Raw genomic sequence first — 23,559 nt, forward strand, 5'->3', positions numbered from 1 at the left:
CGCTATTTGCAATGTCGCCATCTGTGTATCCTTCGCCCTGCTTGTTTACCCTGATACGTTCAGCCAGACCCTGCCGTCTGGCTCAACGCACCACAGCCCGCCCGTAAAGGCAGGCTGTTTGTGTCTTCATGTCGCCATGAAGGATTAGGCTTCGATAGGCTTGCGCCAGTCGTCTGAGCCTGAGGTGCCTGCATTGACGTGGTCCCAGGTCACTTTGCGGTAAGACATCGACACCGTCAGRTTCTGGGTGAAGTCTGACTTCGCCGGGTCTTGGCAATGGGGCATCTCGCAGTGAATGTCCACAATCGAGGCGCTTTCCAGCTTGGTGGTAAAGAAGTTTTCTTGTTTGCCTTCAATCGAGGTGCGGTACCACTTTAGCTCGACCGTTGACATCTTCTCACCTGACGCCAGTGCGTTATAAAGCAACGGCACCGCTTTGTTGAGTGCGACAGTGAATTGGAAAGGCTTGTGCACACGTTGGCCTGACGGCTGACCTGACTGTGGGTCCGTTGGCACGGTCACATTGTGGTTAAACTGTTGTACCAGCATCTCGTCTTCGTGACCTTCCACAAACGCATCACAGCGTGAATGTCCACAATCGAGGCGCTTTCCAGCTTGGTGGTAAAGAAGTTTTCTTGTTTGCCTTCAATCGAGGTGCGGTACCACTTTAGCTCGACCGTTGACATCTTCTCACCTGACGCCAGTGCGTTATAAAGCAACGGCACCGCTTTGTTGAGTGCGACAGTGAATTGGAAAGGCTTGTGCACACGTTGGCCTGACGGCTGACCTGACTGTGGGTCCGTTGGCACGGTCACATTGTGGTTAAACTGTTGTACCAGCATCTCGTCTTCGTGCCCTTCCACAAACGCATCACCGATAGAATCGGCGGTGCAGGCACCGGCAGTAATCAAACCCTGAGTTTCACCTTCAATCGAGATATAACATGGCGTTGGCATAATCGCTCCTTTGTATGTCATGGAAGACACATCGCCACCGTGGCGGTGTGCCTGTTCGCTGTCTTATCTTGCGAAATGCATGCCAAGTTTTTTATCTATATAAATCAGATCCTTAGAATATGGCTGACCAATTTTTTGCACGTGCCAAGCAACTTCTTGCCAAGCCAAGCAAAAAGTTGCTTAGCCAGCAGGCTAACGAGTTGGTATTTGTGTTGTCATTTTCATCGCTATTTTTTTGAACCCACTTGGCATTGTTAGTGGGTCATCGCACACTTATTACTTCATTACGATCGCTGTTTGCGTGCCCAGTGGATGTAGTCTTGGATCACAGGCTCAGCGAGTAAAAGGTCGAGACTGTGTAATACGCGACCCAGGTGTTTTTCACTGAATTGGCGATGAATAAAAGCATGGCAAGGCCGACATACCCAAATACCGTGCTCACGCATGTAAGGTCGGGAAAAGCGCTTGGTGAACCATTTATTGTTATGACAAGTTTTGGGGATCAAGTGATGGAAGGTCAGCGGCCTTGAGTGCTGACACAGTGCACAGGGCGTTGAAGAAGGCGGAGAGGCAGGCATACAGGTAATAATACTTAAAAAGAAGGTCGCATCGATAACTGCGACCCTCGTAACCAGCATCTGGTTCAATTACGCGAAGTTGTCACGCAAGTATTCAATAATGTCGTCCGATTCATACATCCACTGTGTTTCGCCGCCTTGGTCAATACGCAGACAAGGCACCATGCCTTTGCCGCCCTCGGTCTGTAGGCGTTGCCATTCTTCGGCGTTAGCGTTCATATCCACCAGCGGAATATCTAACTTGAGCTCTGTCATGACTGCACGCACTTTATGGCAAAATGGGCAGTGCTCTTTGTGATACAAGCTTAGTCCGTTCAAATCAGCCATTATGTTTCCTTTTAGGTCATCAGGGCGGATTTTCAAATGCCGCCATATGTGTGAATTCATTCCACGTAATGATGGCATTGAACTTGGTCCCAACGCTAGTCGTTAGCCTGTTTTATTGGCACCAAATAAGCAACCTAGTGCATAATGGAGATTAACCCATCACCTCAAGGTCGCTTGCTCATCACTCAAACACTGGATAATGTGTTGCGGTAACAAAGACAGTCAATCACTTCGCCAGCCACGTGTGCCACGTTGAATTTTTTATCGCATAGGTTAAATCCATTCCGCTCTAACACCGTTTGTGATGCAATGTTGGTCGTAGATGCCATGGCGTTGAGTGTCACAAGTCCGTGCTCGCGCGCGATCTCTAACGCATACTTTACCGCTCGAGAGGCAACCCCCTTCCCGGTATGTTGCTCTGCAATGCGATACCCTAACGAACCTGATGCAGATACCGCATCAATTTGGCTGATATTAACCCGTCCCAAAAGCTGGCCCTCGGCATCCGTAATCAACATCGATACGTGTTGTCCTTTCTGATGTAAGGCAAGTAATTCACAGATGTGGTCATAAACACCTGCTCGGCGATAAAACGCCTCACCGCGCGATTCAATATAGGTTTCAAAATAAGCACGGTTTTGTTGTTCAAAATGGAACAACAAGTCCGTATCAGCCAGGATAAGAGGGCGGATCAGTAACTGCATCACACGACCGAATTAATCCGGCCCATGTTCAAACTGTTTTAATGACTCATTGGGCGTATGCCATGGTGCCTTCGACGCCGTGTGAATGTGAAAATTTGGCGCGCATTGTGGGGCGGTATCCAAAATTCCCAGACGAATATTGAACACATCCTTATTGATTTTATGAGAGAAAAGACTCGACCCACAGTGCCCACAAAACGCGAGAACCGTTTCGGCACTCTTTTCATAATAGCGAAGATGATCTTGGCCCGCGGTAACGGCCACTTTTTCAGCCTCAATACCACCGACTGACGAATAATCTGCCCCGGTGAATTTACGACATTCAGAGCAATGGCAATTACCCATATAAAGGAAGGTATCTGGCAATGTAAGACGGACACCACCACATAGGCAGCTAGCAGAGAGCGTGGACATGAGCATATCCCTATCTAAAGTATCAGACTTCATTGTCTACTCTTGCCTAGTAAAAAACAATTAAAATGTTTGATTTCATAGGCATAACTGTCAGTTAATCTGCGCCAAAGATGTTTCCTTATCTCGTCGTCAAAGTATTTACAGTGTAAATACTTTGACACTGCGTCGATCCAACTAGACGCTTGACGAGCAAACGCTCACAATCCTGACGCCACCCTGAACATATAGTGACATTAGTCACATAAATTATTGCAGTTTATGAAAGCGCCCCGTAATATCATTGTCATAAAATTTGGGATAAAGGTCACATATACGTGACGTGATCTACGGACGGGCTGATCGTTTTTATCAAGTTGAGGGTGATATGACACTACTACGATCTTCATGTGCTGCTCGTGCCGTGCTCAAAGGGGCAGGCAAGTTTTTTGCTGTCGCGTGCTATCTCGCCGGTATTGCCGGCATTATTCATTACAGTGTGGCCGCGCATAATGTCGCATCAGAGTCTTCACTTATTGAGCTCTCACAGTTGCTCCTGCTGATTCTCACCGTATTCACGTTTCGCCGCGTCGCCAAGTTCAACCCTACGCTTTGTCACGCAGCAAAGCTTATGAGTGGTTTTTTCTTAGTGCTGATGATCCGTGAGCTCGATGCCACACTCGATATCGTAATGCATGGTTTCTGGAAGGTACCCGCATTGTTGGTCACCGGATTAACTCTTTGGCCAGCGATCAAACACGGCCGTGACACATTCACCAGCCTTGCCCATGCGCTGAGTGCCAAAAGCAGTACGATGCTGATTGTGGCATTGGGGCTACTGCTGGTTTACTCACGCTTATTTGGAATGGGCGAGCTGTGGGAGCAAGCCATGGGAGCCATGTATGTGCGAGACGTTAAAAATATCGCCGAGGAAAGCACAGAATTAGTGGCATACTCACTCATTTGGCTCTCGGCACTGGGTTATTGGTTAGAGTCGGTAAAGCCAGGCCATATTGCCACTCCCGCCTCACTCACGCACTCGGCGGAGCATGATTTACCCGCTCAGTAACGCTTCAATTTCGTTCACAATTGCTCGGCGCCGCCAGTAGGCGGCGTCGTGGCTTGATGCTATCATTGGGGAAAAGAGCAGCAGGAGCCAAGATGATGGCGCGGACGTTTGTTTTCCTTTTAATTGTTTTTTCTACATTTTCCTATGCAAACTCGGATGACTCATCTCAATCCGACAAAGTCATAACCCACAAAAACGAGACGATTTGCAAATCGACCTTTAGCCAAGAAATGATTAGCCAGCAAATGACGTTTAGTAATCAAGCTAATGCGCAAGACGTTAGGCGCATTGCCGAGCGTAAAATTGCTGCAGCCCGAAAAAAATTCGCCGATACCGGCAGCTACTGCGATGCCGCCCAAGTATTAATGACGTTCGAGCCTAAATCCCTAGCAGGTCAAGACGGAGATGCGCAGTTTCGCGAGTAATAGCGAACAGCCTGCCATTGACTTACATCTTTTTGTCGGCGACCAACAATCATAGGCCTTCTTGGTCAACGCACACTTTTCCTCCTCCCGTCTAGGCTGTGATACACTCCCGCCACGGATAAACAAGGGCTTTGATGATGAAAAAAATGCTATTTGTAGTCGCGCTCGCCGCGGCGCTGGCTGGTTGTGACAACGATGAAGTTGGGGACGTAAGCTTGGGGATGTTTACCATGAAAGACATCAAGCTTAACCATCTTGTCGATCCTGTGGTGAGCGGGGTAACGTGCCATGTCGCCTCTGTTGAAGCTGACTTAAGCTTTTCTGATCCCAGTGATAGTGCCATCTCTTGTCGTCAAACCGGTGAAATTACGCCAGAGATGATTGCCAATATCGATAAAAGCGCATCGGGCGAAGTGGTATTTAGAAAATCAAAAAGTATTTTCTTCAAGTCGATGAAGATTCGTCGGATCTTTGATGTAAAAAATCAAACCTTGATGTATCTCTCTTACTCAACAAAAGAAACATCCGGCAGCTTTAAGCATAGCTTGTCCACGGTTCCTCTTTGGGGCACCAAAGCCTATCAATCACAGTCACAACAATAATCGTCGCTGCGTGCCTTTTAGGTGCATGTGCTGATTTAGGCAACAACTCGATGAATACAGTAGAAACACACATAAACGCGTGGCTAGATGACGTGGTGATCGGGCTAAATCTTTGCCCTTTCGCTGCTAAGCCCCGTCGCAAACAACAAATTCATATTGATATTTGTGACGCCCAAGATGATACCGAGATTTTAACCGCGATTTATCAGGCTTTAGTCCATCTTGATCACACCGATCCTGCCATCACTGATACCACGGTGGTCGTGGTGCCCAACGCACTCGCTGACTTTGATCACTACCTCGACTTAGTCGATGCTACCGAGGCGATGATTGACCACTACCACTGGCGGGGAATTTTCCAAGTTGCCAGTTTTCATCCCGACTACTGTTTTGAAGGCTGCGACCCTGAAGATAGCGAGAACTTAACCAATCGCTCACCCTATCCATGCTTTCACTTAATCCGAGAGGCCAGTATGTCACGCGCGCTCGCCCATTATGGCCAAGACCCAGAACAGATCCCCGCGCGTAACATTGCCCGTGTTTCAGCACTGACCCACGAAGAGCGTCAAGCACTCTTTCCTTGGGTAAAAGCCTCATCAGACTGAACCACTACCTGGGTTTGGGCAAGGTGTTGTCCCTCAAGCGACAGCGATAAAAGGTCGCCGTTTTCCAGCACACCAACCCCTTCGGGGGTGCCCGTCAACACAATGTCGCCTGGGCTCAACCAAAATATTTGGCTTATATGCTGAATAAGCGTGATCACGGGCATTAACATGGTCGCGCTATTTCCCTGCTGCCGCATCTCGCCATTGATGGACAATGAAAAGGCGACCTCACGCCAATCATCAGGCACCGACACAAAACGTCCAACCGCTGCGCTCCCCGCGAACGCTTTCGCCCGCTCCCAAGGTAACCCTTTTTGTTTTAAGCGGCTTTGCGTTTCACGACGGGTCAAGTCCAGCGCCAGTGTCATCCCGCCCAAGGCGTCTTCAACGGCTTGTTTAGTGGCATGAAATAAAGGTTTGGTGATTAGCACCGCCAACTCGGTTTCGTAGTGAACGGGGGCAAATGACGCCACTATCGCCAGCTTGTCATCCAGAGGTTGGATTGCACTCGGCGGTTTCATAAACAGAACCGGCTCATCCGGAATAGGATTGTTAAGCTCCCGCGCATGGGCAGCATAATTACGTCCTACACACACCACCTGTCCAACGGGCAAATCGATCGCCCCACCCTTTAACCATTGATGTTGATAACGCATCGGTTTCTTCCTTGCTAATGAAAAGTCGATCCCTGACTAATTTTGATAACGAAAAAGGCAAGAATGCAAGACACAGTTGGCATTTCCCGTGTCACTGACTTGTTGATTTTTCTATCTCGTCCAAGGATACAAAGAGAGATTGAAGGGAGAACGTATGCCGCAACATCCATTTGATCCCCCCATTCATTGCGTCATTTTTGATTGCGAGGGAACCTTAGTTGACTCAGAGAAATTATCCCACCAAGCCTTGGTAGAAACCTTCTCTACCTTTGGTGTGCGTGTTGACCTGCAAGACTCGCTCGATCATTTTGAGGGCGGAAAACTGACCGATGTCCTCCAGCAAACCTGCGAGCGAAGCGGCACACATATTCCTATTGATCAACTCGAGCCACGTTTTCGACACTTATGTCGTCAGTATTTCGAGGCTGAGTTAGCGCCAGTAAAGGGCATTGAAACCGTCTTACAGGCGCTTGAACAGCAAGGGATTGATGTTTGTGTCGCATCAAATAGTCCGGTAGAAAAAATGGCCCATGCACTTCAACTCACCAAGCTGTTGCCCTATTTTGAGCATCGCTTATTCAGTGCCTTTGAGACTAACAGCTGGAAGCCGGCCCCGGATCTTCTTCACTACGCTGCGATGAATATGGCATGCCCCACTGCCCAGTGTGTGTTCATCGATGACACCAACAAGGGCATACAAGCGGGGATCAATGCCGAGATGCGTACCATCCACTTTAACCCCAACCCCAATGTACCCACTACGGTGCACCCTTTGGTGACGCGGCTGTTTAAAAGTGAAGACTTACTCTCGTTTTTTCACAGGGCCAGCCTGAGCATCACGCGCTGAGCAACCACAGAGTGTCACCGCATGCTGCCGCCACCACTCCGTATCAATCCGGATAGTCTGACCCCCGTGGGCGTGCTGGATGTGCCACTCTCGGGTCACCATTAACACTGGCGTACCAGCAGGCACGGCCAATACACTAGCACGCTCACTGTCTAGCGCTTCCCATGTGCTCGACCAATACACATCCGCATCGGCTGGCGTGTTTAACAACATTGCTTGGTCGCCAGTTTGCCAGATGCTGGGGAAATAATCAGGATGGAGATACGTACGCACAAAGCCAACAGGGAGCTGTGCGATCTGAATCAGTCCCTCTCCCTCGAAGACCTGAGCAAATGGAGGCAGTTGCATCTGATCGCTCACCGACGCCGACGCCATGGGCGTCTTTTGCGATAGCCAAGCAAATTGGCCACCGTGTTGAGAGAAATTGTGCTGCCAATCGACGAGTTGGCTGGGATCATACGCACAAGGGGTGGGCGCCACAAACCAGCCACGTCGCTCTCGCCGATATATGCGTCCTTCCGCCTCAAGCACTGCAAGTGCCTCTCGCAAGGTGACACGGGTAGTGGAAAAGGTGTCTGCAAGCTGGCGCTCACCTGGGAGTTTTTTGTCCGGCGCCAATAAACCGCGATCAATTTGCGCTAATAACTGCTGGCGAATCACCATAAATTGCATCATGAGCTGTCAGGCCTGCGTGATCTTTGTATCGCTAGTGTGATCTTTCTCAATTTGCTGTCAAAACCTGTCCATTATGTCCAAGAAATAAACAGTGATTAAGATAGAATCGCCAGTCTACTCGGAATCGGAGCAAAGAACAAAAGATGCACTTAAGGAACACGCTGAGACATATTTCCCCACAACTAGGCCGACGTCTCGTGTGTATTACGCTTTTTTGTTGGTTAGGTTTGGCAGGGCATATCACGCCCAGTTATGCCAAGGATAACCAATTGTCTGATTATTTTATTGAAACCTGGACCTCTGCCAACGGATTGCCGCATAACAGCATCAATGCCATTGCCCAAACCACTGACGGCTACTTGTGGTTTGCCACTTGGGAGGGCGTGGCACGTTATAACGGTTTAGAGTTTGTGCGCTTTGACCGCGGCCCTGATACACAAATGAAAGATTCAGGGACGCGCGCCCTGGCGACAGGGCCTGACAATCAACTTTATGCCGGAGGGGCACGAGGCAGCTTAGTGATGCGACAAGGCTTTTCTTGGCAGGGGCTTCCCACAGCCCCCAGTCTCATTAATGATGCGCTCCATGACCAAACAGGTGGCTTGTGGTTAGCCGTAGAGGGAATGGGGATTGCTTACTACGCCCCTGAACAGCTCTCGCAACCCGATCCCACCCCACAGACATTTATCGATACCCTCAGTAGCTATCACCTGACCCAGACCGCCGATGGTCAAGTCTATGCGGCCACCGAAAAAGGGGTCTACCAACTGTCTTTGCAAAACGGCGCGACGCCTCTCTCTTTTCACAACCTGTTTCGCAAAGCCTTTTATGTCTCGAGTGGTCAGGATGGGAGCCTCCTAGTCGGCTCCGAAAATGGCGCTTGGCGCTATAAAAACAGTCGCTGGACGCCACTGGCGAGTGAGCTACTCCACCAAGCGATTACCATGGTTGAACAAGACAGCCGTGGTGCCTATTGGTTCGGGACCCTTAGCCACGGTATTGCTCACATGAAAGACCAACATATCGATTTTCTCGACGATCACCGCGGCCTGCCCAACAACCGGATATTATCCTGGTTTGAAGACAATGAGGGCAGCATTTGGATAGGCACTAACGGCGGTGCAATGCGGCTTAGATACGCACCTTTTGTGACGCTGACTCAAGACAATGGACTAGCCGGTGACTATGTGCGCACCGTACTTGCTGACGATAAAAATACGGTGTGGGCAGGGGCCAGTGAGGGGTTAAGCCAAATTGATATCGTACAAGGTAATGCCAAAGTACTCGCCAAGGATATATCGGTGCTCAGTCTCGCGCCTCGAGCACAAGGTGGGGTATGGGTGGGTACCTACCAACAAGGCCTCTACTACTGGCACCAAGGCGCGCTCACTCCCGCCGAAACCCTGAACGATCAATTGCCTGACAATGAAGTCAGGGCGATTGTCGAACGTGATGGTGCATTATGGGTGGGCACACCACGTGGCTTGGTCACGTTTTCGTCTCTCCCAGGCGGTCAACCCGCGCACTCGTCAACCGTTTATCAAAAGCGTGCACGCTACAATAGTCAAAATAGTGCCCTACCCGGTAACTATGTTATGTCGTTAACGTTCGATGAAACGGGCAAGCTATGGATAGGCACCGGCAGCGGAGCCGGGTATCTGATCAATGAGACCATCACGCCGCTCGATTTCACCGATCAAGAGCAAGCGCAGTATGTTTTTGGCTTTTTTCACGAGCCTGGCTACGTATGGATGGCCACTGATCGGGGTATTGTCCGTTATCGACAATCTGATAGCCAACTCGCGTTAGTCGGCCGACCACATGGTCTACCGATTGATAAGTTCTTTCAAATCATCAAAGGCGATGACCAAAGTTTTTGGTTGTCCAGTAACCGAGGGATCTGGCGGGTCAACTATCATCACGCGCATCAAGTGGCGGATAAAACCCGCGCGCGTATTGACTTTGAGCATTATGATCAAAGCGATGGCATGCTGAATAGTCAGGCTAACGGCGGCTCTAATCCTGCGGCGACAAAAACCGCGGCAGGCGATATTGTCTTCGCCACCGCTCAAGGCGTGACGAGTGTTAAACCCGCACGATTGTCACAGATGCTCAGCCAGCCCTTGCCGATCGTGATGCAGAACGTGCACTTTGATGGCCAAGCGATTAACCCAGAGGCGAGCAACAGAGCCCCTGCTGGTACCAATCGCGTCTCCTTTTCCTATGCTGCGCTTGGCTATACCATGCCAGAACAAATCCAGTACCGCACCCAACTAGAGGGCTTTGAGTCTGAATGGGCCTACCGTCACGAAAACCATATTGCCGAATATACGAATTTACCACCGGGTGACTACACCTTTAAAGTCAGTGCTCGCTACCCTTATAGTAACTGGAGTGATGATGTGCTTAGCTATCGCTTCAGTGTGACCCCCTCGCTTTGGCAACGGTCAGATATACGTGCGCTGGGGTTCTTGACCTTAGTCACCCTCGCCTACGGCGCCTTTATGTGGCGAATCCGCCGAATGCAACAAAAAGAGGCGCAGCTCAAAGCGCTGGTGGAAGAGAAAACACACGCGCTACAAGCGCAAGCTGACGATTTTGAACGTATGTCGAAAGAGGATGCATTAACCGGCCTTGCGAATCGACGCGCCTTTGACGAATACTGGCACCTGGCCTTTGATGAAGCCAACCAGTCGGGGCAGCCCTTGCAAGTAGCGATTCTAGATATTGATCATTTTAAGCGCATCAACGATCAGCATTCACACCTGGTTGGCGACCAGATTATCCAACGAATCGGAAGCTTTTTAGATAAAGAACGCGAGCAATTAAGTCATATCGCCCGCTGGGGCGGCGAGGAATTTACGTTACTGTTTGCAGGGACACCGGCCGATGGTTATCGCTACTTTGATGGATTACGCCGTCGTATCGCGGCATTGACCCTTGACGACATTGCGCCGTCATTAAAAGTGACGGTCAGCATTGGTGTGGCTGGCAATCATCAGGCTACCGATTATGTCGATGGCCTCAAACAAGCTGACCAAGCCTTGTACCGTGCCAAGCGCGACGGACGGAACTGTGTGCGCCAACGTAGCGGACACGAGTCACAGCCATCCTAAACGTGAACGCCAAAGAAAAAGGAGCGCGAATGCGCTCCTTTATACGATGCTTTGAATAGAGGCTTTATGGCCAAGGCTTAGGCCATGGTTTCTAAGCTCTTTTCATAAGACTCGTATTGTTTTGATACCGACTCGCTTGGGCCACCGGTTGCTTTACTCACCACAATCGCCCCCAATCCCGCAAAGATAAAGCCAGGAACAATTTCATACAAATCGAAAATGCCGCCTGAAAGCTGTTTCCATACCACAACTGTCACGCCGCCGACCAAAATCGCCGTCAGTGCACCGTTACGGTTCATGTCACGCCAGAACAGACTGAGCAGCAGTGCTGGGCCAAAGGCAGCCCCAAAGCCCGCCCATGCATACGACACGAGGCCGAGGACTGAGCTTTCTGGATCCATCGCTAAGCCAAGCGCAATCGCCGAGAGTAAGATAACAGCGCCGCGACCCACCATCACCACTTCTTGCGTAGAAGCATCAGGACGGAACACTTGCTTATAGAAATCTTCCGCTAACGCAGATGACGAAACCAGTAGCTGTGAATCCGCGGTACTCATGATCGCAGCCAAAATGGCGGCAAGCAGGATACCGGCGATAACAGGGTGGAATGCCGCGTTAACGAGAAGCATGAAAATTTTCTCGCCATCCTTCAGATCGGCTGTCATGTCGTTTTGTACGTACAAAATGCCCACCAGCCCGATAAGCACCGCACCAAACATTGACAGCGCAGACCAACCAACGGCAATACGGCGCGCGGTAGTGATGTCTTTGTTTGAACGGGTGGCTTGGAAACGTGCCAAAATATGTGGCTGTCCAAAGTAACCCAGTCCCCATGCGGCCAGCGATACAATGCCGATCCAAGATAGCGGCTCGCCCTCAACATCACGCCAAAGCGTCATCAACTCAGGGTTAACAGCCGCCACATCGCTGCCAAGCTTAAAGATGCTCCCGTCCATGATCACGAAAGGCACAATCAGCAGGGCTGCCGCCATCAACAAACCTTGTACCAAGTCAGTCCAAGATACCGCCAAGAAGCCGCCGAACAAGGTGTAAGACACAACACAGATGGTGCCAATGACCACCGCAGTGGTGTAATCAAACCCAAACACCGTGGTGAAGAGTTTGCCGCCTGCAACCAAGCCGGAGCTGGTGTAGAAAAGGAAGAAAAGCAAAATGAAGAAAGCAGAGATGGTTTGTAGCAGTTTTGATTTATCTTCAAAACGGCGGGCAAAAAACTCCGGTAACGTCAATGCGTTATCTGCTTCAATACTGTATGTACGCAGGCGTTTGGCACAAATTAACCAGTTCAGGTAAGTCCCTAACAGCAAACCGCCTGCTAACCAAAGTGATTCCATTCCCGCAGCGTAGGCATAGCCAGGAAGGCCAAGCAGCAACCAACCACTCATATCTGATGCACCCGCTGACAATGCAGCAGGCCATGGGCCTAAAGAACGCCCCCCGAGGAAGTAGTCTTCGGAGTTGGATGTGCGTTTGTAGGCATATACACCAATGGCAAGCATCATGATGAGATATGCCAGAAAGGTTGCACTGATGGCATAGCTATTGTCTATCATATCTGTCCCTCAATTACATGGCCCCAACCGGGGCCATTTCTGGAAAGTTAATGTTCACCACTGCCGAGTTCCAGAAGCGTGGCATTACCACCTACAGCAGTGATATTTATGGTTCGGGTGCATTCGGTCACAAAACGCAACACATAGTCAGGCGTGCCGATCACGGGATAGTCAGCCGTGTCAGTTTCCGCAACCAGTGTGGCAATCACACCCTTACGTTGTGCGAGCTGGCGATTGACATGTCGCACATGTGCGTCCTCCCCTGTCGTTGCCAACCCGACGATATGCGGATGAACCAGCAGATCGCTGAGCGCGTCAATACCAACGCGAACCGCCACACGGTCTGGGCATCCGGCTTTAATGAGGTCGGCCAGTACAGCGTCGACCATATCAGCGTGAGTGCCCTCAACACTCACTACCACACAATTACCAGCGACCAAGGCGGCGGCTAACTGGCCACATAAGGCAATGGACGTCAGCGAGCCATCGCCCGTCACCGCGACGGTGCCACGCCCGGCGGTATAGAGCTCGTTAGTTTCCCCCGTTGGCCCTGGTAATTCATGTACTTTGTTGAGCAGCCGCTCTGCGCTGTCGCACTGAAAACGGATCATGCTCGCCGCTTGGGCAAAGTCATCGCCCCGTGCGGCAACGGTTTCAGACCACCGCTGTAATAAAGTGATGCGGCCAGCAACGGTTTGATCGTTCCAGTCTTCCCATACCGCGTCACACTGCTCTAAAACGTTATTTAATTGCTCCATCACGCTTCTCCTGATCTTGATACCAACCGACTTATTGAACGTTTACTGACGCTTGTGTAAAGCGGTAGAGATAATGTGGTCCGCCCGCTTTCGGGCCGGTACCTGACAGGCCACGGCCACCAAATGGCTGAACCCCAACTACCGCGCCGACTTGATCGCGGTTTACATAGCAGTTACCCACGCGCGCTCGGTGCTCAATATGAGCACATGTGGTTTCATTACGGCTATGCACACCCATTGTCAGACCGAAACCAGTGCGGTTGATATCATCAATCACTTTGTCGAGTTCGTTTGCGCGATAACGAACAATGTGCAAAATCGGACCAAAGTGCTCTTCGCTCAGCTGGTCAATGCTGCGAATTTCAAAGGCCGTTGGCGGGACAAAGGTGCCTTTATCACACTCAGACGAGAGCGGGACTTGGGTGACCAATTTGCCGCTGCGCTTCATTTGTTCAATGTGAGCAAGCAATTTGTCTTTCGCGGTTTGATCAATCACCGGTCCTACATCGGTAGAAAGGCGCTCTGGTCGCCCCACCGACAACTCAGCCATTGCGCCTTTAATCAGGCTAATCACACGGTCTGCGATATCCTCTTGAATGTATAGAACACGCAGGGCTGAACAGCGCTGACCCGCAGACGCAAACGCTGAGCGCAATACATCACGCACCACTTGCTCAGGTAACGCGGTACTGTCTACCAGCATGGCGTTTTGTCCGCCGGTTTCTGCCACCACAGGCACAGGATCAGCGTCACGCTCAGCCAATGTACGTGTGATACGCTGAGCAGTGGGCGTTGACCCTGTGAATGCCACACCGGCAATGCGGCTGTCTTCGGTCAATGGCGCACCCACCACAGGTCCACTGCCCGGGAGCAGTTGGATGACGCCAGCTGGGATCCCGGTTTCAAGTAGCAACTCAATCGCGCGATAAGCGATAATGGAGGTTTGCTCTGCCGGTTTTGCCACCACGGTATTACCGGCTACCAGCGCCGCACTGACTTGCCCCAAGAAGATAGCCAATGGGAAGTTCCACGGGCTAATACAGGTAAATACGCCACGACCTTGATAGCTCACGGACTGTATCTGGCCGTCAAAGCCTGTGTATGAAAGCGGCTCGCCCTGCAACGCTTCGGCCTGCTCGGGGTAGTAACGCAAAAAGTCGACCGCTTCACGCACTTCATCAATGCTGTCGTGAATCGTTTTACCGGCTTCGCGATGACAAATCGCCACCAATTCACCCAAATTCGCTTCGAGTTTATCAGCCAGGTCAAGTAAGTACTTACCACGCTTACTAACCGCTGTTTTCGACCACTCTGGGTAAACATTCGCGGCAATATCGAGTGCATTGTTCACCTGATCAGACGTCGCCCAGTCAACTTGGCCGACAGGCTCCTCGCGATCATAAGGCGCAACGATAGGATGCGTGTCACCAGCCAGACGTTGGCCATTGACAATGGGGCCGGCCTGCCATTGGTGCGCGCCCATAAAAGGCGCAACGCTTGCAGTGAATGGTTGCCATTCTGAGTCGATATCGGTCGCCACGCCTTGAGAGTTCTTGCGTGAGGGGCCAAAGATATCTAACGGCAGAGGGATACGATCGTTATGCAGTGTTTGATTGGCACGCAATGTATCGACAGGATCGGCGATAAGATCATCAATCGGGCAACGCGCGTCGACCAAACGGTGAACGAACGAGCTATTTGCGCCATTTTCCAGTAAGCGACGCACCAAATAAGGGAGCAAGTCTTTGTGGCTGCCCACTGGGGCATAAATGCGCACCTCGGTGTTAAATAAGGCTTTTGCATGGTTGTACAGCGCGTCACCCATGCCATGAAGGCGCTGGAACTCAAAGTCTTGATGGGTTGCCATCGAGGCTATCGCGGCGATGGTATGGGCGTTATGACTGGCAAATTGCGGATAAATGAGGCCGCGGACATGCTCGCTCAACAGAAAACGGGCACAGGCGAGATATGAGACATCAGTCGCCTCTTTACGGGTGAATACCGGATAGCCATGGTGTCCACCTTGCTGGCACAGTTTAATCTCGCTATCCCAGTACGCCCCTTTTACCAAGCGCATTGGGATCACATCACCTTGCTCTTTTGCTAACGCCGCTAACCAAGTAATCACAGGGAGCGCACGTTTTGAATAGGCTTGCACCACCAAACCAAATTTACCCCAGCCCTGAACCACAGGATCGCGATATAGCTTTTCAAATAGGGCTAGCGAGAGTTCTAGACGATCCGCTTCTTCAGCATCAATGGTGATCGCCACATCTTTTTCACGGGCACGCTTGAGCAGTACCAACACAGTGTCGAACATTTCGTTCATCATGCGATCGTAGTTGGCTGCTTCATAGCGCGGATGCAAAGCCGACAGCTTAATCGACACCGACGGCGATGGACCTTGGTAGCTAGATTTGGCTTCGCCCACAGATTCAATGGCTTGTAAGTAGTCCGCTAAGTAGGCTTTAGCATCTTCTTGAGTGAGTGCCGCTTCCCCTAACATATCGAATGAGTAGGTAAAGCCGTTATTGCGGGGGCCTTCACCGTTCTTTTGCGCCTCATCAATATCACGGCCAAGCACGAACTGGTGGCCCATGATTTTCATCGCCTGATGCATGGCTTGGCGAATCACCGGCTCGGACATTTTGTTAACAAGACGGTTTATAACAGAGGCTGGTTTCCCTTCGGTGCTTTCATCCAAAGTCACCACTTTTCCGGTGAGCATCAGTCCCCACGTTGAGGCATTAACAAACAGGGAGTCAGAGTGGCGCAAATGGGCTTTCCAGTCAGCAACACTCAGTTTATCGCGGATAAGTGCATCGGCGGTGTGCGAATCAGGGATGCGCATCAGCGCTTCAGCCAGACACATCAACAAAATCCCTTCACGGGTATCCAGGCTGTACTCAAGCAAGAGCGCATCAATCATTTGAACGGCTTTTTTATCCGCCCGTACCTGCTCAATCAACTGCGTGGCTTGACGACGTGTTTGCTCACGCTCACTGTCAGTGGCTTCCGCTAAGGGAATTAACTGTTGAAGCCATAGGCTTTCGTCAACGCAATACAGCGGAGAGATTTCAGACCAGATCTGCGCTAGTGGGCGCTCGATAAACGAGGGCTGCATAGCATCGATGGCTTTAAACATAGTGGTATCCTCACTCACGTCCTCCCAAACTCGGGCAGGAAAAATGTTACGTCATTGTTACTTTGCGATCGATTCTATGCGTGGTCTATCAGTAGGGTCTTACAAAATACACCGGCATTATTGCAAAATCCTCCGATGATTAACAAATAAAGCTGTCGATCGCCATAATGGCATAACAAATGAAGTGCATATTATTGATGCCTGAGACGGCGAAAGCACATCGGGCCAAGCTTAAACCGAGCCCTTAAACTTGGCAGGAGAAAGGCCAAAATAGCGAGAAAATGCATTAGTGAAACCGCTTTGGCTAGAGAAACCGCAGCTATCGGCAATTTGTGCCATGGTCAATTCACTTTCTTTAATCAGTTGTTTCGCTAAGGCAAAGCGTTTTTCAAGCACATATTGATGTGGCGTGGTGCCCACCTGCTCTTTAAATAACTGGTGGAATTGGCTTTCAGCCAGAAAAACACTGCCCGCTAACTGCGCCACCGAGATTTTGCGGCTGATGTGCTGATGAATATAACGGTCAATGATATCCATGTTTAAACGGTGACCATCACGTCGCGGCGAAACATGATCACGGAAATGGCGATGTAACACGCACATCAGCGTATCCGCACAAGCGCGGCTAAGCAGCAAATCAGACGGGTTGGCGATCATCTCTGCGGTCAGCGCCTTGATCAGCATTTGCGCGTGAGTGTCGAGTTGGAAGTAAGGCTCGCGACTAAACAAACGCGCAATGTTGTCATGCATGGACGCATGCCCCACCCATTCTTGGTATGGAAGATTAATCACCAGAATTTCATTACGTCCAACCCCGGTAAATGCATGCTCGTGTGATTCCTCCACCAAACAGCCTTGGCCTGGGCCAACCAGACTGCCACGCCCATCAACATCGAATTCCGTTTGCCCTTGCAGACCAATCACGACCTGCTTGTACTCATGGCTATGGTGAAGCTGTTGCCGAGGCAAGGCGATCACTTCAGAGACTTTGGGTGTTTTCACCACCATGGCTATCCCTCTTGGTGCGGATTACGGGTTTGCCGCCAAACATTCAAGTGCCTTTTCCTCATTCTGGCACGCTTATCACCCGTGTGCGACTGGATTCTATGTGCTTATTCTCAACTTTACGGAACAATGATCAAGTAGTGCATTTTTTACGGCCTCTGTCATTTTGACGCTAAAAATGCGAAGGATCCCTCATGTATTTCTTGTTGATCGGATGAAAGCCGGATGTAACGCGATAAAAAAAACACCACAAAAATAGATAAAAAATATAAAATTCAAACATTTAAACCTTATTCGATGAAAGCCTCACTGACTTGATCATTGTTTCGAGGCGATCAAAGGGGATCAACACCTTGATCATTCTTCCGTTTTATCGTGTCTTCACGCAATCTTATTTGAAGCAAGCCACCGCTTAAGGTAATCTCGCATAAACATAAAAACCATGAGCACAGTTGCACCGATCACGTCGCAGAATGCTGACTGCCGTCAAATAATTAGCACGGTTTGCGTGGCAACGCGGGTTTCCGTGATAGTCTACTTTTTGGACATAGGTATTATTATTGCGACATGCGTAAGCAAGGGAACTATGACAACGAAATATATAAAAGCGTTATGCTTAGCGCTCCCTCCCCTACTGCTAACCGAGTTGGCGTTCGCTGAAAACGCGTCTTCCGCTGATAATCTCGATCCGGTCAGTGAGTTGGTTGAGAAACTCCGCGATAAAGAAGATACGTTGGAGGCTCGAAACGATGAACTGGCTCTGCAGCAGGCGAAATTGGATGACCTTTTGGTCAAGCGCGCGACGTTAGAAGATGAGCTGAGCAACCTGAAACGCAAACGCAGTAATGCTAAAGCAGAGCTGGATGCGAAATTTCAGGATTTAATTGCCGATCCGAGCACAGATATCAGCCCGTATCAGCAGGCCTACCAACAAGCATGGCAGCAGGTGAACAACCACCAGCAAACACAAGCTGCCAACGAGTCCGCCATTATCGAGCAGAAGAAACGACTGGCGAAACTTGAACGAGAACAAGCACTATTGGCAACAACCCTTGAGAATTTACATGAGGCCATGCGCGAAGCACGCGCGGAACGTCTACGTAAAGAGCTCACCCAAAAAGACACTATTGAAGTTGTCCATAGCTTGACCTGTTCGCCCAACATGACATTGTCGGCGTGCGCGAACCAAGGTGAGACGCTGACCATGCAAAAAGCGATTCGTGACTTCCGAGGCCAGGTAACGGACTTTGTCACCGAATCCAATGCAGTGAAGCAAAACATCGATAAAGTCGCGTTTAATATCCACGTCACTAACAGTGAAGTCGTTGACGCAGGCTTTACCGGTGGCATGGACTACACAACGCGTATTAAAGCGGAGCTGGTAAGCCGTCCTGATAAAACGGCGGCATGTCGACTGCTTGATCTTGAAGACAGATACTGTGTTGAAACCACCCAAGCACAGCAGCAAGCCAATCGTAAACAGCAGGCGAAACGCTGGGTTAACGTGACAATACGGTCTAATCGTTACGATGACAGTGTGACCATTAATGATGTGTCATACGGAAGTACGCCCGTAGAACTCATGCTGCCAGTGGGCAATCATGACTTAACGGTCACTAAACCTGGTTTTGTGCCTTATGATCGCGAAGTCTACCTCGGTAAAGATCAAGTGGTGTGGGCCAAACTGAAAGAGCAGCCTAATCAGCCGCCAAGCCCAGGTAAAAAGTTCACTGACCCTGTTGCCAACAATCTCGAAGCACCGCAAATGGTGGTGATCGGCGCTGGCGAATACAAAGTAGGGCCAGATGCACGTGAAAATGTGGCTATTCAGCAATCATTTGCGATGGGCGCAACGCCCGTCACGGTGGAGCAATTTGACGCCTTTGTGACAGCCTCCGGTTATGTCACCGCGGCTGAACAAGGCAATGGCTGCAATATGCTGGTGAATGGCGAGATCAACCAAAGCCTAGAGACAGATTGGCGTCAACCCGGCTTTGATCAAGCGGCTGACTCTCCGGTCGTTTGTGTGAATAAAGATGATGCCGAGGCTTACACCAAGTGGCTAAGCCAACAAACGGGGCAGCGSTACGCACTTCCAAACGATGTTGAGTGGGAAGTGGCCGCCCGTGGTGGCACGGAAAGCGATTACTGGTGGGGCAATGAAATCGGTGTCGGCAACGCCAATACAGGCTGGAGCGGCACAGTATGGTCAAACGACCGCACCTCACCGGTTAAAAGCTTTCCGCCTAACCCATTCGGTGTTTATGACACCGCGGGGAATGTTTGGGAGTGGGTGAGCAATGATACGCCTGTCGCTCGTGGCGGTGCGTGGAACTTTTCACCTCAACGCTCACGCGTTTCCGAGCGTTTGGAGTTAGGCGAAAACACCAGCGCTAACTACCTTGGGTTCCGCGTGGTGCGAGATATCAAAACCCCTTAATCTCGTCACACTGAGCCTCATCACCATGGTAGAAACAAACGCCGCTATTCGTAGCGGCGTTTTTTGTGTGGGGGCAAGCCATTTTGTCTTGATGCTTTTGACCCTAGACACCGACACAACCTAAACAATATCAAGCCTGATTGAACGAGCGAAAACTAACAATCTTTATATTAAGTTGCTTGATTCGATGTCAATAGGTCAAATCCCCCCTACCCAACGTCTAGCCTTCTGGATATAGTAAACCCCGTAAACGCGATTTGTCCCGATGAATGCGTTTATAGCAGTTCCTAACACTGTTAGGTGCAGTCAGATACCAGCGTCGTCACTTACCCTCAGACATCCGCTTGGTATCTCGACAACCTCTTCTACACGTCGTACAGGATATGTCCTGAAAGGGAAATCTTGTCTTTGCCGGCTTTATGCCGGCTTTTTTTTATGCTCCAATAGCTTGTCCGTTTTTCTATATCTTGATGGGCGCTTGCGTCCAATAATAATAACAATGAATGGGTAAGCAATATGAATCACGTTCCCCCTGCTCTGTCTATGCTAGAGCAATTACCTGGCTGTTGGGGCTGCAAAGATACTCAGTCGGTGTTTGTCTACGCCAATAGTGAATACTGCCGCCTCATGGGCCTTACACAACCGCAAGACTGCATAGGCAAAACCGACCATGATATGCCCTGCCCCACCACGCGTTGCGCCGATCAATTTCAAGCGCAAGACCAATATGTGATGAAAACAGGCAAGCGACTCCGTGTGCTCGATATTCATCCTTATGCCAATGGCCGTTGGCATGCGCACCTGTTTACCAAAACGCCTTGGTTCAATGAAAAGGGGCATATTTGTGGGGTCATGTTCTGTGGCCAGGAGCTCAGTGATACCGCTATTTTAGAAGTCGGGCATTGGGTGTGCCGTGCCGTCACCCACCCTGAACAAGCCTTGTGCGATCATCACCATAGTGACTCTCAGGTACACCTGACGTCACGAGAGCGGGAGGTCCTTTTCCTTCATCTGCATGGTAAGAAACCGCAATTGATCGCACAGACATTGTCGGTGTCCGTCAAAACCATTGAGAACCACTTTGCGCATTTACGCGAAAAGTTCGATGTCGACTCCAAAGCAGGTTTATTAGAGCATGCGCTCGCGCAAGGGTTTGGCTCCGCGATTCCCGAAAGCTTATTAACCCAACAATTGTCTGTGGTGCTGCGAGATTAACCAAGCAGCCCCCCAACTCAACCGTGCGCCATCTCGCCGTCATTCTGGGAGGACGAGATGGCGTCTCCCACCGCTATCGTCAAGGTCGCGTCACAAGCTACGGCGCTAGGCGCTCAATCGCCCAGCGATCATCCTCTTGGCGCTGATATAAGAAACGGTCGTGCAAGCGGTGCTCGCCACCTTGCCAAAACTCAATACTTTGGGGCTTGATTCGATAGCCGCCCCAGAATGTAGGGACAGGCACTTCCCCTTTCTCGAACTGCTTTTTCAGCTCTAAAAACTTGCCTTCTAACGCCGAGCGTGCTGATAAGCGTTCGCTTTGCTTGCTTGCCCATGCCGCGATCTGACTTTCTTTGGGGCGGGAAGTGAAATACTTAAATACCTCTTTTTTACTCAGAGGCTCCGCCTCACCCATAATATGGACTTGTCGCTCAATAAAATGCCAAGGAAAGTGCAAACTAATCTTGCTGTTTTTTTTCAAATGTAGCGCTTTGCGACTCCCCAAGTTGGTGTAAAAAACAAACCCCTCTTGATTAAAGTCTTTAAGCAAAACGATGCGCTGAAAAGGTTGCCCATCTTCATCGACAGTGGCGACAGTCATTGCGGTTGGATCAGGCACTTGGGTATCAATGGCTTGTTGTAACCACTGGCCAAATAAATCCATAGGCGCGTCGGGTAAATCGTCACGACGCAATCCCCCTTGGGTGTATTCTCTTCGAATATCTGACAACTCCATTGCTTTCTCCAATTCGTTTATTTTCAGCTATTTTGCGCAGGTACCTAACGATACACAAGTGCAATTTTTATCGGGATGTCTTAATCGCTTCACTCTTTATCAATGTCTTTGCGATTAGTGTGCCGCTATTTTCTCGCCTCGTTTACGACAAAATCGTGCCTAACTTGGCCTTCGATTCACTGTGGGTGCTCGCGAGTGGGATTTTGGTCATTTTTGTCTTCGACTTACTCCTTAAACTGCTGCGCAGTTACTTTATTGATATTGCAGGTAAGAAAACAGATTTACTCATTTCTTCACGCATATATGCCAAAGTCATAGGGGTAAGAATGGACGCAAAACCCCCTTCAGTCGGGGCCTTTGCACGGCATATGCAAGAATTTGAATCCATCCGCGAGTTTTTTACCTCGGCGTCTATATCCACCCTCATCGACCTCCCCTTTGCCTTCATCTTCTTGCTCGTGATTTGGTTTGTCGCCGGTCCTTTAGTAATCGTGCCTATCATTGCGGTCACGTTATTGGTCATCCATGCATGGCTAATTCAAAAGCCCCTGCGGCGCACAATTGAGGAAGGGACACGTCTTTCTTCACAAAAGAACGCCAACCTCATAGAAAGCCTGTCAGGGCTTGAGACCATTAAAATATTCGGGGCGGAGAGTCAGTTTCAGTATCGCTGGGAAGAAGCGGTGGCCCATATGGCAAACTGGAGTATCAAAACACGCCGTCTCACAGACTCAGTCCATAACTCGGCCAGTTTTGTTCAGCAGTTTGTCATCGTCAGTATGATTGTATTTGGTGTTTACCAAATAGCCGCGGGCGAACTGACAATGGGGGGATTGATTGCGGCAAGTATGCTGAGCTCAAGAGCAGTAGCGCCCTTGGTTCAATTATCTTTGCTCTCGACACGCTATCACCAAGCAAAATCAGCACTCGATATCATCGACCAACTGATGGCATTGCCATCAGAACAAACCGAAGGTAAGCATTATCTACATCGCCCGATGCTGCGTGGCAAAATTGAGCTCGATAAGGTTGACTTTCATTATCCTAACACCAACGCCCTCGCCTTACGGCAAGTGTCCTTTCGCATTTATCCCGGCGAAAAAGTCGGTATTATTGGCAGAGTGGGCTCAGGAAAAACAACGCTTGCCCGCCTGATAGTCGGCCTTTATTCTCCCACCCAAGGCTCGGTTGCCATCGATGATACCGATATCTCTCAACTTCATTATATCGACGTTCGTCGCAATGTCGGTTTTGTCCCTCAAGAGCCGACGCTATTCTTTGGCTCAATCAGAGAGAATATGACCCTCGGCCAACCCCTTGCCGATGATATTGATATTATGGACGCCGCTGCCCGCTCGGGCGTGTTAAGTTTTACCCAATACCATGCCTCAGGACTAGAAAGACAAGTTGGTGAAGGTGGCGTCTTATTGTCAGGGGGACAGCGACAAGCCGTTGCAATTGCTCGCGCCTTTTTAAGCCGCCCACCTGTGATTTTACTCGATGAGCCAACCAGCCAGATGGATAACCGCACAGAGCAGTTCATTAAGACGCAGCTAAAAGATTTACGCAGAGAGGAGACACTCATTCTCAGTACCCACAAAACCAGCATGCTGGATGTGGTTGACCGTCTTATTGTGATGGAGGAAGGATGTGTGGTCGCAGATGGACCGAAAAAGGCAGTGCTTCAGGCCTTAAAAGAAGGAAAAATCCGTAAAGTTGGCTAACAGTTTACACTG

At 50.1% G+C, this 23,559-nt stretch carries 19 protein-coding genes and 3 pseudogenes; 9 read left to right on the forward strand and 13 right to left on the reverse strand.

Features of this window, described 5'->3' with window-relative positions; translation table 11 throughout:
* Positions 1-144: 144 nt before the first annotated feature.
* The 6 genes and pseudogenes from BZG23_RS08320 to BZG23_RS08340 all read right to left on the reverse strand — a co-directional run.
* Positions 145-579 (reverse strand): annotated as a pseudogene (locus BZG23_RS08320) (Hcp family type VI secretion system effector); the annotation flags it as partial.
* A pseudogene (locus BZG23_RS08325) lies at positions 576-956 on the reverse strand (Hcp family type VI secretion system effector); the annotation flags it as partial. The pseudogenes BZG23_RS08320 and BZG23_RS08325, both read right to left, overlap by 4 nt.
* A 284-nt stretch (positions 957-1,240) precedes the next feature.
* Positions 1,241-1,594 (reverse strand): hypothetical protein, encoded by a 354-nt coding sequence (locus BZG23_RS16465; protein ID WP_198532126.1) that lies wholly within the window; start codon positions 1,592-1,594, stop codon positions 1,241-1,243.
* Between the two features lie 9 nt (positions 1,595-1,603).
* Complete coding sequence (locus tag BZG23_RS08330) at positions 1,604-1,861, reverse strand: glutathione S-transferase N-terminal domain-containing protein (protein ID WP_025744429.1); 258 nt, start codon at positions 1,859-1,861, stop codon at positions 1,604-1,606.
* Positions 1,862-2,046: 185 nt separating this feature from the next.
* Entirely contained in the window at positions 2,047-2,565 is a 519-nt protein-coding gene (locus BZG23_RS08335; protein ID WP_077606640.1) for a GNAT family N-acetyltransferase, read from the reverse strand.
* Positions 2,566-2,577: 12 nt separating this feature from the next.
* On the reverse strand, positions 2,578-2,979 hold the full coding sequence (locus tag BZG23_RS08340; protein WP_046075574.1) for a GFA family protein: 402 nt from the start codon (positions 2,977-2,979) through the stop codon (positions 2,578-2,580).
* Between the two features lie 364 nt (positions 2,980-3,343).
* Here BZG23_RS08340 and BZG23_RS08345 point away from each other — a divergent pair, with 364 nt between their 5' ends.
* The 4 genes from BZG23_RS08345 to BZG23_RS08360 all read left to right on the forward strand — a co-directional run bounded on the left by BZG23_RS08345 (position 3,344) and on the right by BZG23_RS08360 (position 5,656).
* Positions 3,344-4,024, forward strand: a complete 681-nt coding sequence (locus tag BZG23_RS08345; protein WP_052708106.1) for a hypothetical protein — start codon at positions 3,344-3,346, stop codon at positions 4,022-4,024.
* Between the two features lie 92 nt (positions 4,025-4,116).
* Positions 4,117-4,449 (forward strand): hypothetical protein, encoded by a 333-nt coding sequence (locus tag BZG23_RS08350; protein ID WP_077606641.1) that lies wholly within the window; start codon positions 4,117-4,119, stop codon positions 4,447-4,449.
* 146 nt (positions 4,450-4,595) lie between these two features.
* Positions 4,596-5,051, forward strand: coding sequence for a CreA family protein (locus BZG23_RS08355; RefSeq protein WP_369795711.1), 456 nt, complete (start codon positions 4,596-4,598; stop codon positions 5,049-5,051).
* Positions 5,052-5,101: 50 nt separating this feature from the next.
* The gene (locus BZG23_RS08360; RefSeq protein WP_077606642.1) at positions 5,102-5,656 is read left to right on the forward strand and encodes a DUF1415 domain-containing protein; all 555 of its coding nucleotides are present in this window, start codon (positions 5,102-5,104) and stop codon (positions 5,654-5,656) included.
* Here BZG23_RS08360 and BZG23_RS08365 read toward each other — a convergent pair.
* Positions 5,617-6,312 (reverse strand): fumarylacetoacetate hydrolase family protein, encoded by a 696-nt coding sequence (locus tag BZG23_RS08365; RefSeq protein WP_077606643.1) that lies wholly within the window; start codon positions 6,310-6,312, stop codon positions 5,617-5,619. The genes BZG23_RS08360 and BZG23_RS08365 overlap by 40 nt on opposite strands.
* A 154-nt stretch (positions 6,313-6,466) precedes the next feature.
* Between BZG23_RS08365 and BZG23_RS08370 the strand changes: the two genes are divergently transcribed.
* Entirely contained in the window at positions 6,467-7,159 is a 693-nt protein-coding gene (locus BZG23_RS08370) for an HAD-IA family hydrolase (protein WP_046075578.1), read from the forward strand.
* On the opposite strand, the gene BZG23_RS08375 is transcribed toward BZG23_RS08370, so the two are convergent.
* A complete protein-coding gene (locus tag BZG23_RS08375; RefSeq protein WP_077606644.1) occupies positions 7,115-7,834 on the reverse strand; it encodes a GntR family transcriptional regulator in 720 nt (239 codons plus the stop codon). The two genes, BZG23_RS08370 and BZG23_RS08375, sit on opposite strands and share 45 nt — an antisense overlap.
* 269 nt (positions 7,835-8,103) lie before the next feature.
* Between BZG23_RS08375 and BZG23_RS08380 the strand changes: the two genes are divergently transcribed.
* Positions 8,104-10,950, forward strand: coding sequence for a ligand-binding sensor domain-containing protein (locus tag BZG23_RS08380; RefSeq protein WP_198532127.1), 2,847 nt, complete (start codon positions 8,104-8,106; stop codon positions 10,948-10,950).
* A gap of 77 nt (positions 10,951-11,027) precedes the next feature.
* Here BZG23_RS08380 and putP read toward each other — a convergent pair whose 3' ends face one another.
* From putP to BZG23_RS08400, 4 genes are all read right to left on the reverse strand, one after another.
* Complete coding sequence (gene putP, locus BZG23_RS08385) at positions 11,028-12,524, reverse strand: sodium/proline symporter PutP (RefSeq protein WP_046075580.1); 1,497 nt, start codon at positions 12,522-12,524, stop codon at positions 11,028-11,030.
* 47 nt (positions 12,525-12,571) lie between these two features.
* Positions 12,572-13,282: an aldehyde dehydrogenase family protein gene (locus tag BZG23_RS08390; protein WP_077606646.1), complete on the reverse strand. Its 711-nt coding sequence runs from the start codon at positions 13,280-13,282 to the stop codon at positions 12,572-12,574.
* Between the two features lie 31 nt (positions 13,283-13,313).
* The gene (gene putA / locus BZG23_RS08395; protein WP_077606647.1) at positions 13,314-16,427 is read right to left on the reverse strand and encodes a bifunctional proline dehydrogenase/L-glutamate gamma-semialdehyde dehydrogenase PutA; all 3,114 of its coding nucleotides are present in this window, start codon (positions 16,425-16,427) and stop codon (positions 13,314-13,316) included.
* 231 nt (positions 16,428-16,658) lie between these two features.
* Positions 16,659-17,435 (reverse strand): helix-turn-helix transcriptional regulator, encoded by a 777-nt coding sequence (locus tag BZG23_RS08400; protein WP_077606648.1) that lies wholly within the window; start codon positions 17,433-17,435, stop codon positions 16,659-16,661.
* A 583-nt stretch (positions 17,436-18,018) separates the two neighbouring features.
* Here BZG23_RS08400 and BZG23_RS08405 point away from each other — a divergent pair.
* On the forward strand, positions 18,019-19,872 hold the full coding sequence (locus BZG23_RS08405) for an SUMF1/EgtB/PvdO family nonheme iron enzyme (RefSeq protein ID WP_046075584.1): 1,854 nt from the start codon (positions 18,019-18,021) through the stop codon (positions 19,870-19,872).
* 516 nt (positions 19,873-20,388) lie between these two features.
* Positions 20,389-21,087 carry a helix-turn-helix transcriptional regulator gene (locus BZG23_RS08410; RefSeq protein WP_077606649.1) on the forward strand — a complete coding sequence of 233 codons (699 nt, stop codon included), beginning with the start codon at positions 20,389-20,391 and terminating at the stop codon, positions 21,085-21,087.
* Positions 21,088-21,184: 97 nt separating this feature from the next.
* Here the strand turns inward: BZG23_RS08410 and pdxH are convergent, their stop codons facing one another.
* Entirely contained in the window at positions 21,185-21,823 is a 639-nt protein-coding gene (gene pdxH, locus BZG23_RS08415) for a pyridoxamine 5'-phosphate oxidase (RefSeq protein WP_077606650.1), read from the reverse strand.
* 62 nt (positions 21,824-21,885) lie between these two features.
* On the opposite strand from pdxH, the pseudogene BZG23_RS08420 reads away from it, so the two are divergent.
* A pseudogene (locus BZG23_RS08420) lies at positions 21,886-23,547 on the forward strand (type I secretion system permease/ATPase); the annotation flags it as partial.
* Between the last annotated feature and the right edge of the window lie 12 nt (positions 23,548-23,559).

The organism is Salinivibrio sp. ML290, assembly GCF_001995695.1.
Taxonomy (GTDB): Bacteria; Pseudomonadota; Gammaproteobacteria; order Enterobacterales; family Vibrionaceae; genus Salinivibrio; species Salinivibrio siamensis.

What these genes read in the sequence shown, in the direction of transcription:
- BZG23_RS16465 (WP_198532126.1), bottom strand. Translation starts at nt 1,594, where the DNA reads ATGCTGGTTACGAGGGTCGCAGTTATCGATGCGACCTTCTTTTTAAGT.
- BZG23_RS08330 (WP_025744429.1), bottom strand. Translation starts at nt 1,861, where the DNA reads ATGGCTGATTTGAACGGACTAAGCTTGTATCACAAAGAGCACTGCCCA.
- BZG23_RS08335 (WP_077606640.1), bottom strand. Translation starts at nt 2,565, where the DNA reads ATGCAGTTACTGATCCGCCCTCTTATCCTGGCTGATACGGACTTGTTG.
- BZG23_RS08340 (WP_046075574.1), bottom strand. Translation starts at nt 2,979, where the DNA reads ATGTCCACGCTCTCTGCTAGCTGCCTATGTGGTGGTGTCCGTCTTACA.
- BZG23_RS08345 (WP_052708106.1), top strand. Translation starts at nt 3,344, where the DNA reads ATGACACTACTACGATCTTCATGTGCTGCTCGTGCCGTGCTCAAAGGG.
- BZG23_RS08350 (WP_077606641.1), top strand. Translation starts at nt 4,117, where the DNA reads ATGATGGCGCGGACGTTTGTTTTCCTTTTAATTGTTTTTTCTACATTT.
- BZG23_RS08355 (WP_369795711.1), top strand. Translation starts at nt 4,596, where the DNA reads ATGCTATTTGTAGTCGCGCTCGCCGCGGCGCTGGCTGGTTGTGACAAC.
- BZG23_RS08360 (WP_077606642.1), top strand. Translation starts at nt 5,102, where the DNA reads ATGAATACAGTAGAAACACACATAAACGCGTGGCTAGATGACGTGGTG.
- BZG23_RS08365 (WP_077606643.1), bottom strand. Translation starts at nt 6,312, where the DNA reads ATGCGTTATCAACATCAATGGTTAAAGGGTGGGGCGATCGATTTGCCC.
- BZG23_RS08370 (WP_046075578.1), top strand. Translation starts at nt 6,467, where the DNA reads ATGCCGCAACATCCATTTGATCCCCCCATTCATTGCGTCATTTTTGAT.
- BZG23_RS08375 (WP_077606644.1), bottom strand. Translation starts at nt 7,834, where the DNA reads ATGATGCAATTTATGGTGATTCGCCAGCAGTTATTAGCGCAAATTGAT.
- putP (WP_046075580.1), bottom strand. Translation starts at nt 12,524, where the DNA reads ATGATAGACAATAGCTATGCCATCAGTGCAACCTTTCTGGCATATCTC.
- BZG23_RS08390 (WP_077606646.1), bottom strand. Translation starts at nt 13,282, where the DNA reads ATGGAGCAATTAAATAACGTTTTAGAGCAGTGTGACGCGGTATGGGAA.
- putA (WP_077606647.1), bottom strand. Translation starts at nt 16,427, where the DNA reads ATGTTTAAAGCCATCGATGCTATGCAGCCCTCGTTTATCGAGCGCCCA.
- BZG23_RS08400 (WP_077606648.1), bottom strand. Translation starts at nt 17,435, where the DNA reads ATGGTGGTGAAAACACCCAAAGTCTCTGAAGTGATCGCCTTGCCTCGG.
- BZG23_RS08410 (WP_077606649.1), top strand. Translation starts at nt 20,389, where the DNA reads ATGAATCACGTTCCCCCTGCTCTGTCTATGCTAGAGCAATTACCTGGC.
- pdxH (WP_077606650.1), bottom strand. Translation starts at nt 21,823, where the DNA reads ATGGAGTTGTCAGATATTCGAAGAGAATACACCCAAGGGGGATTGCGT.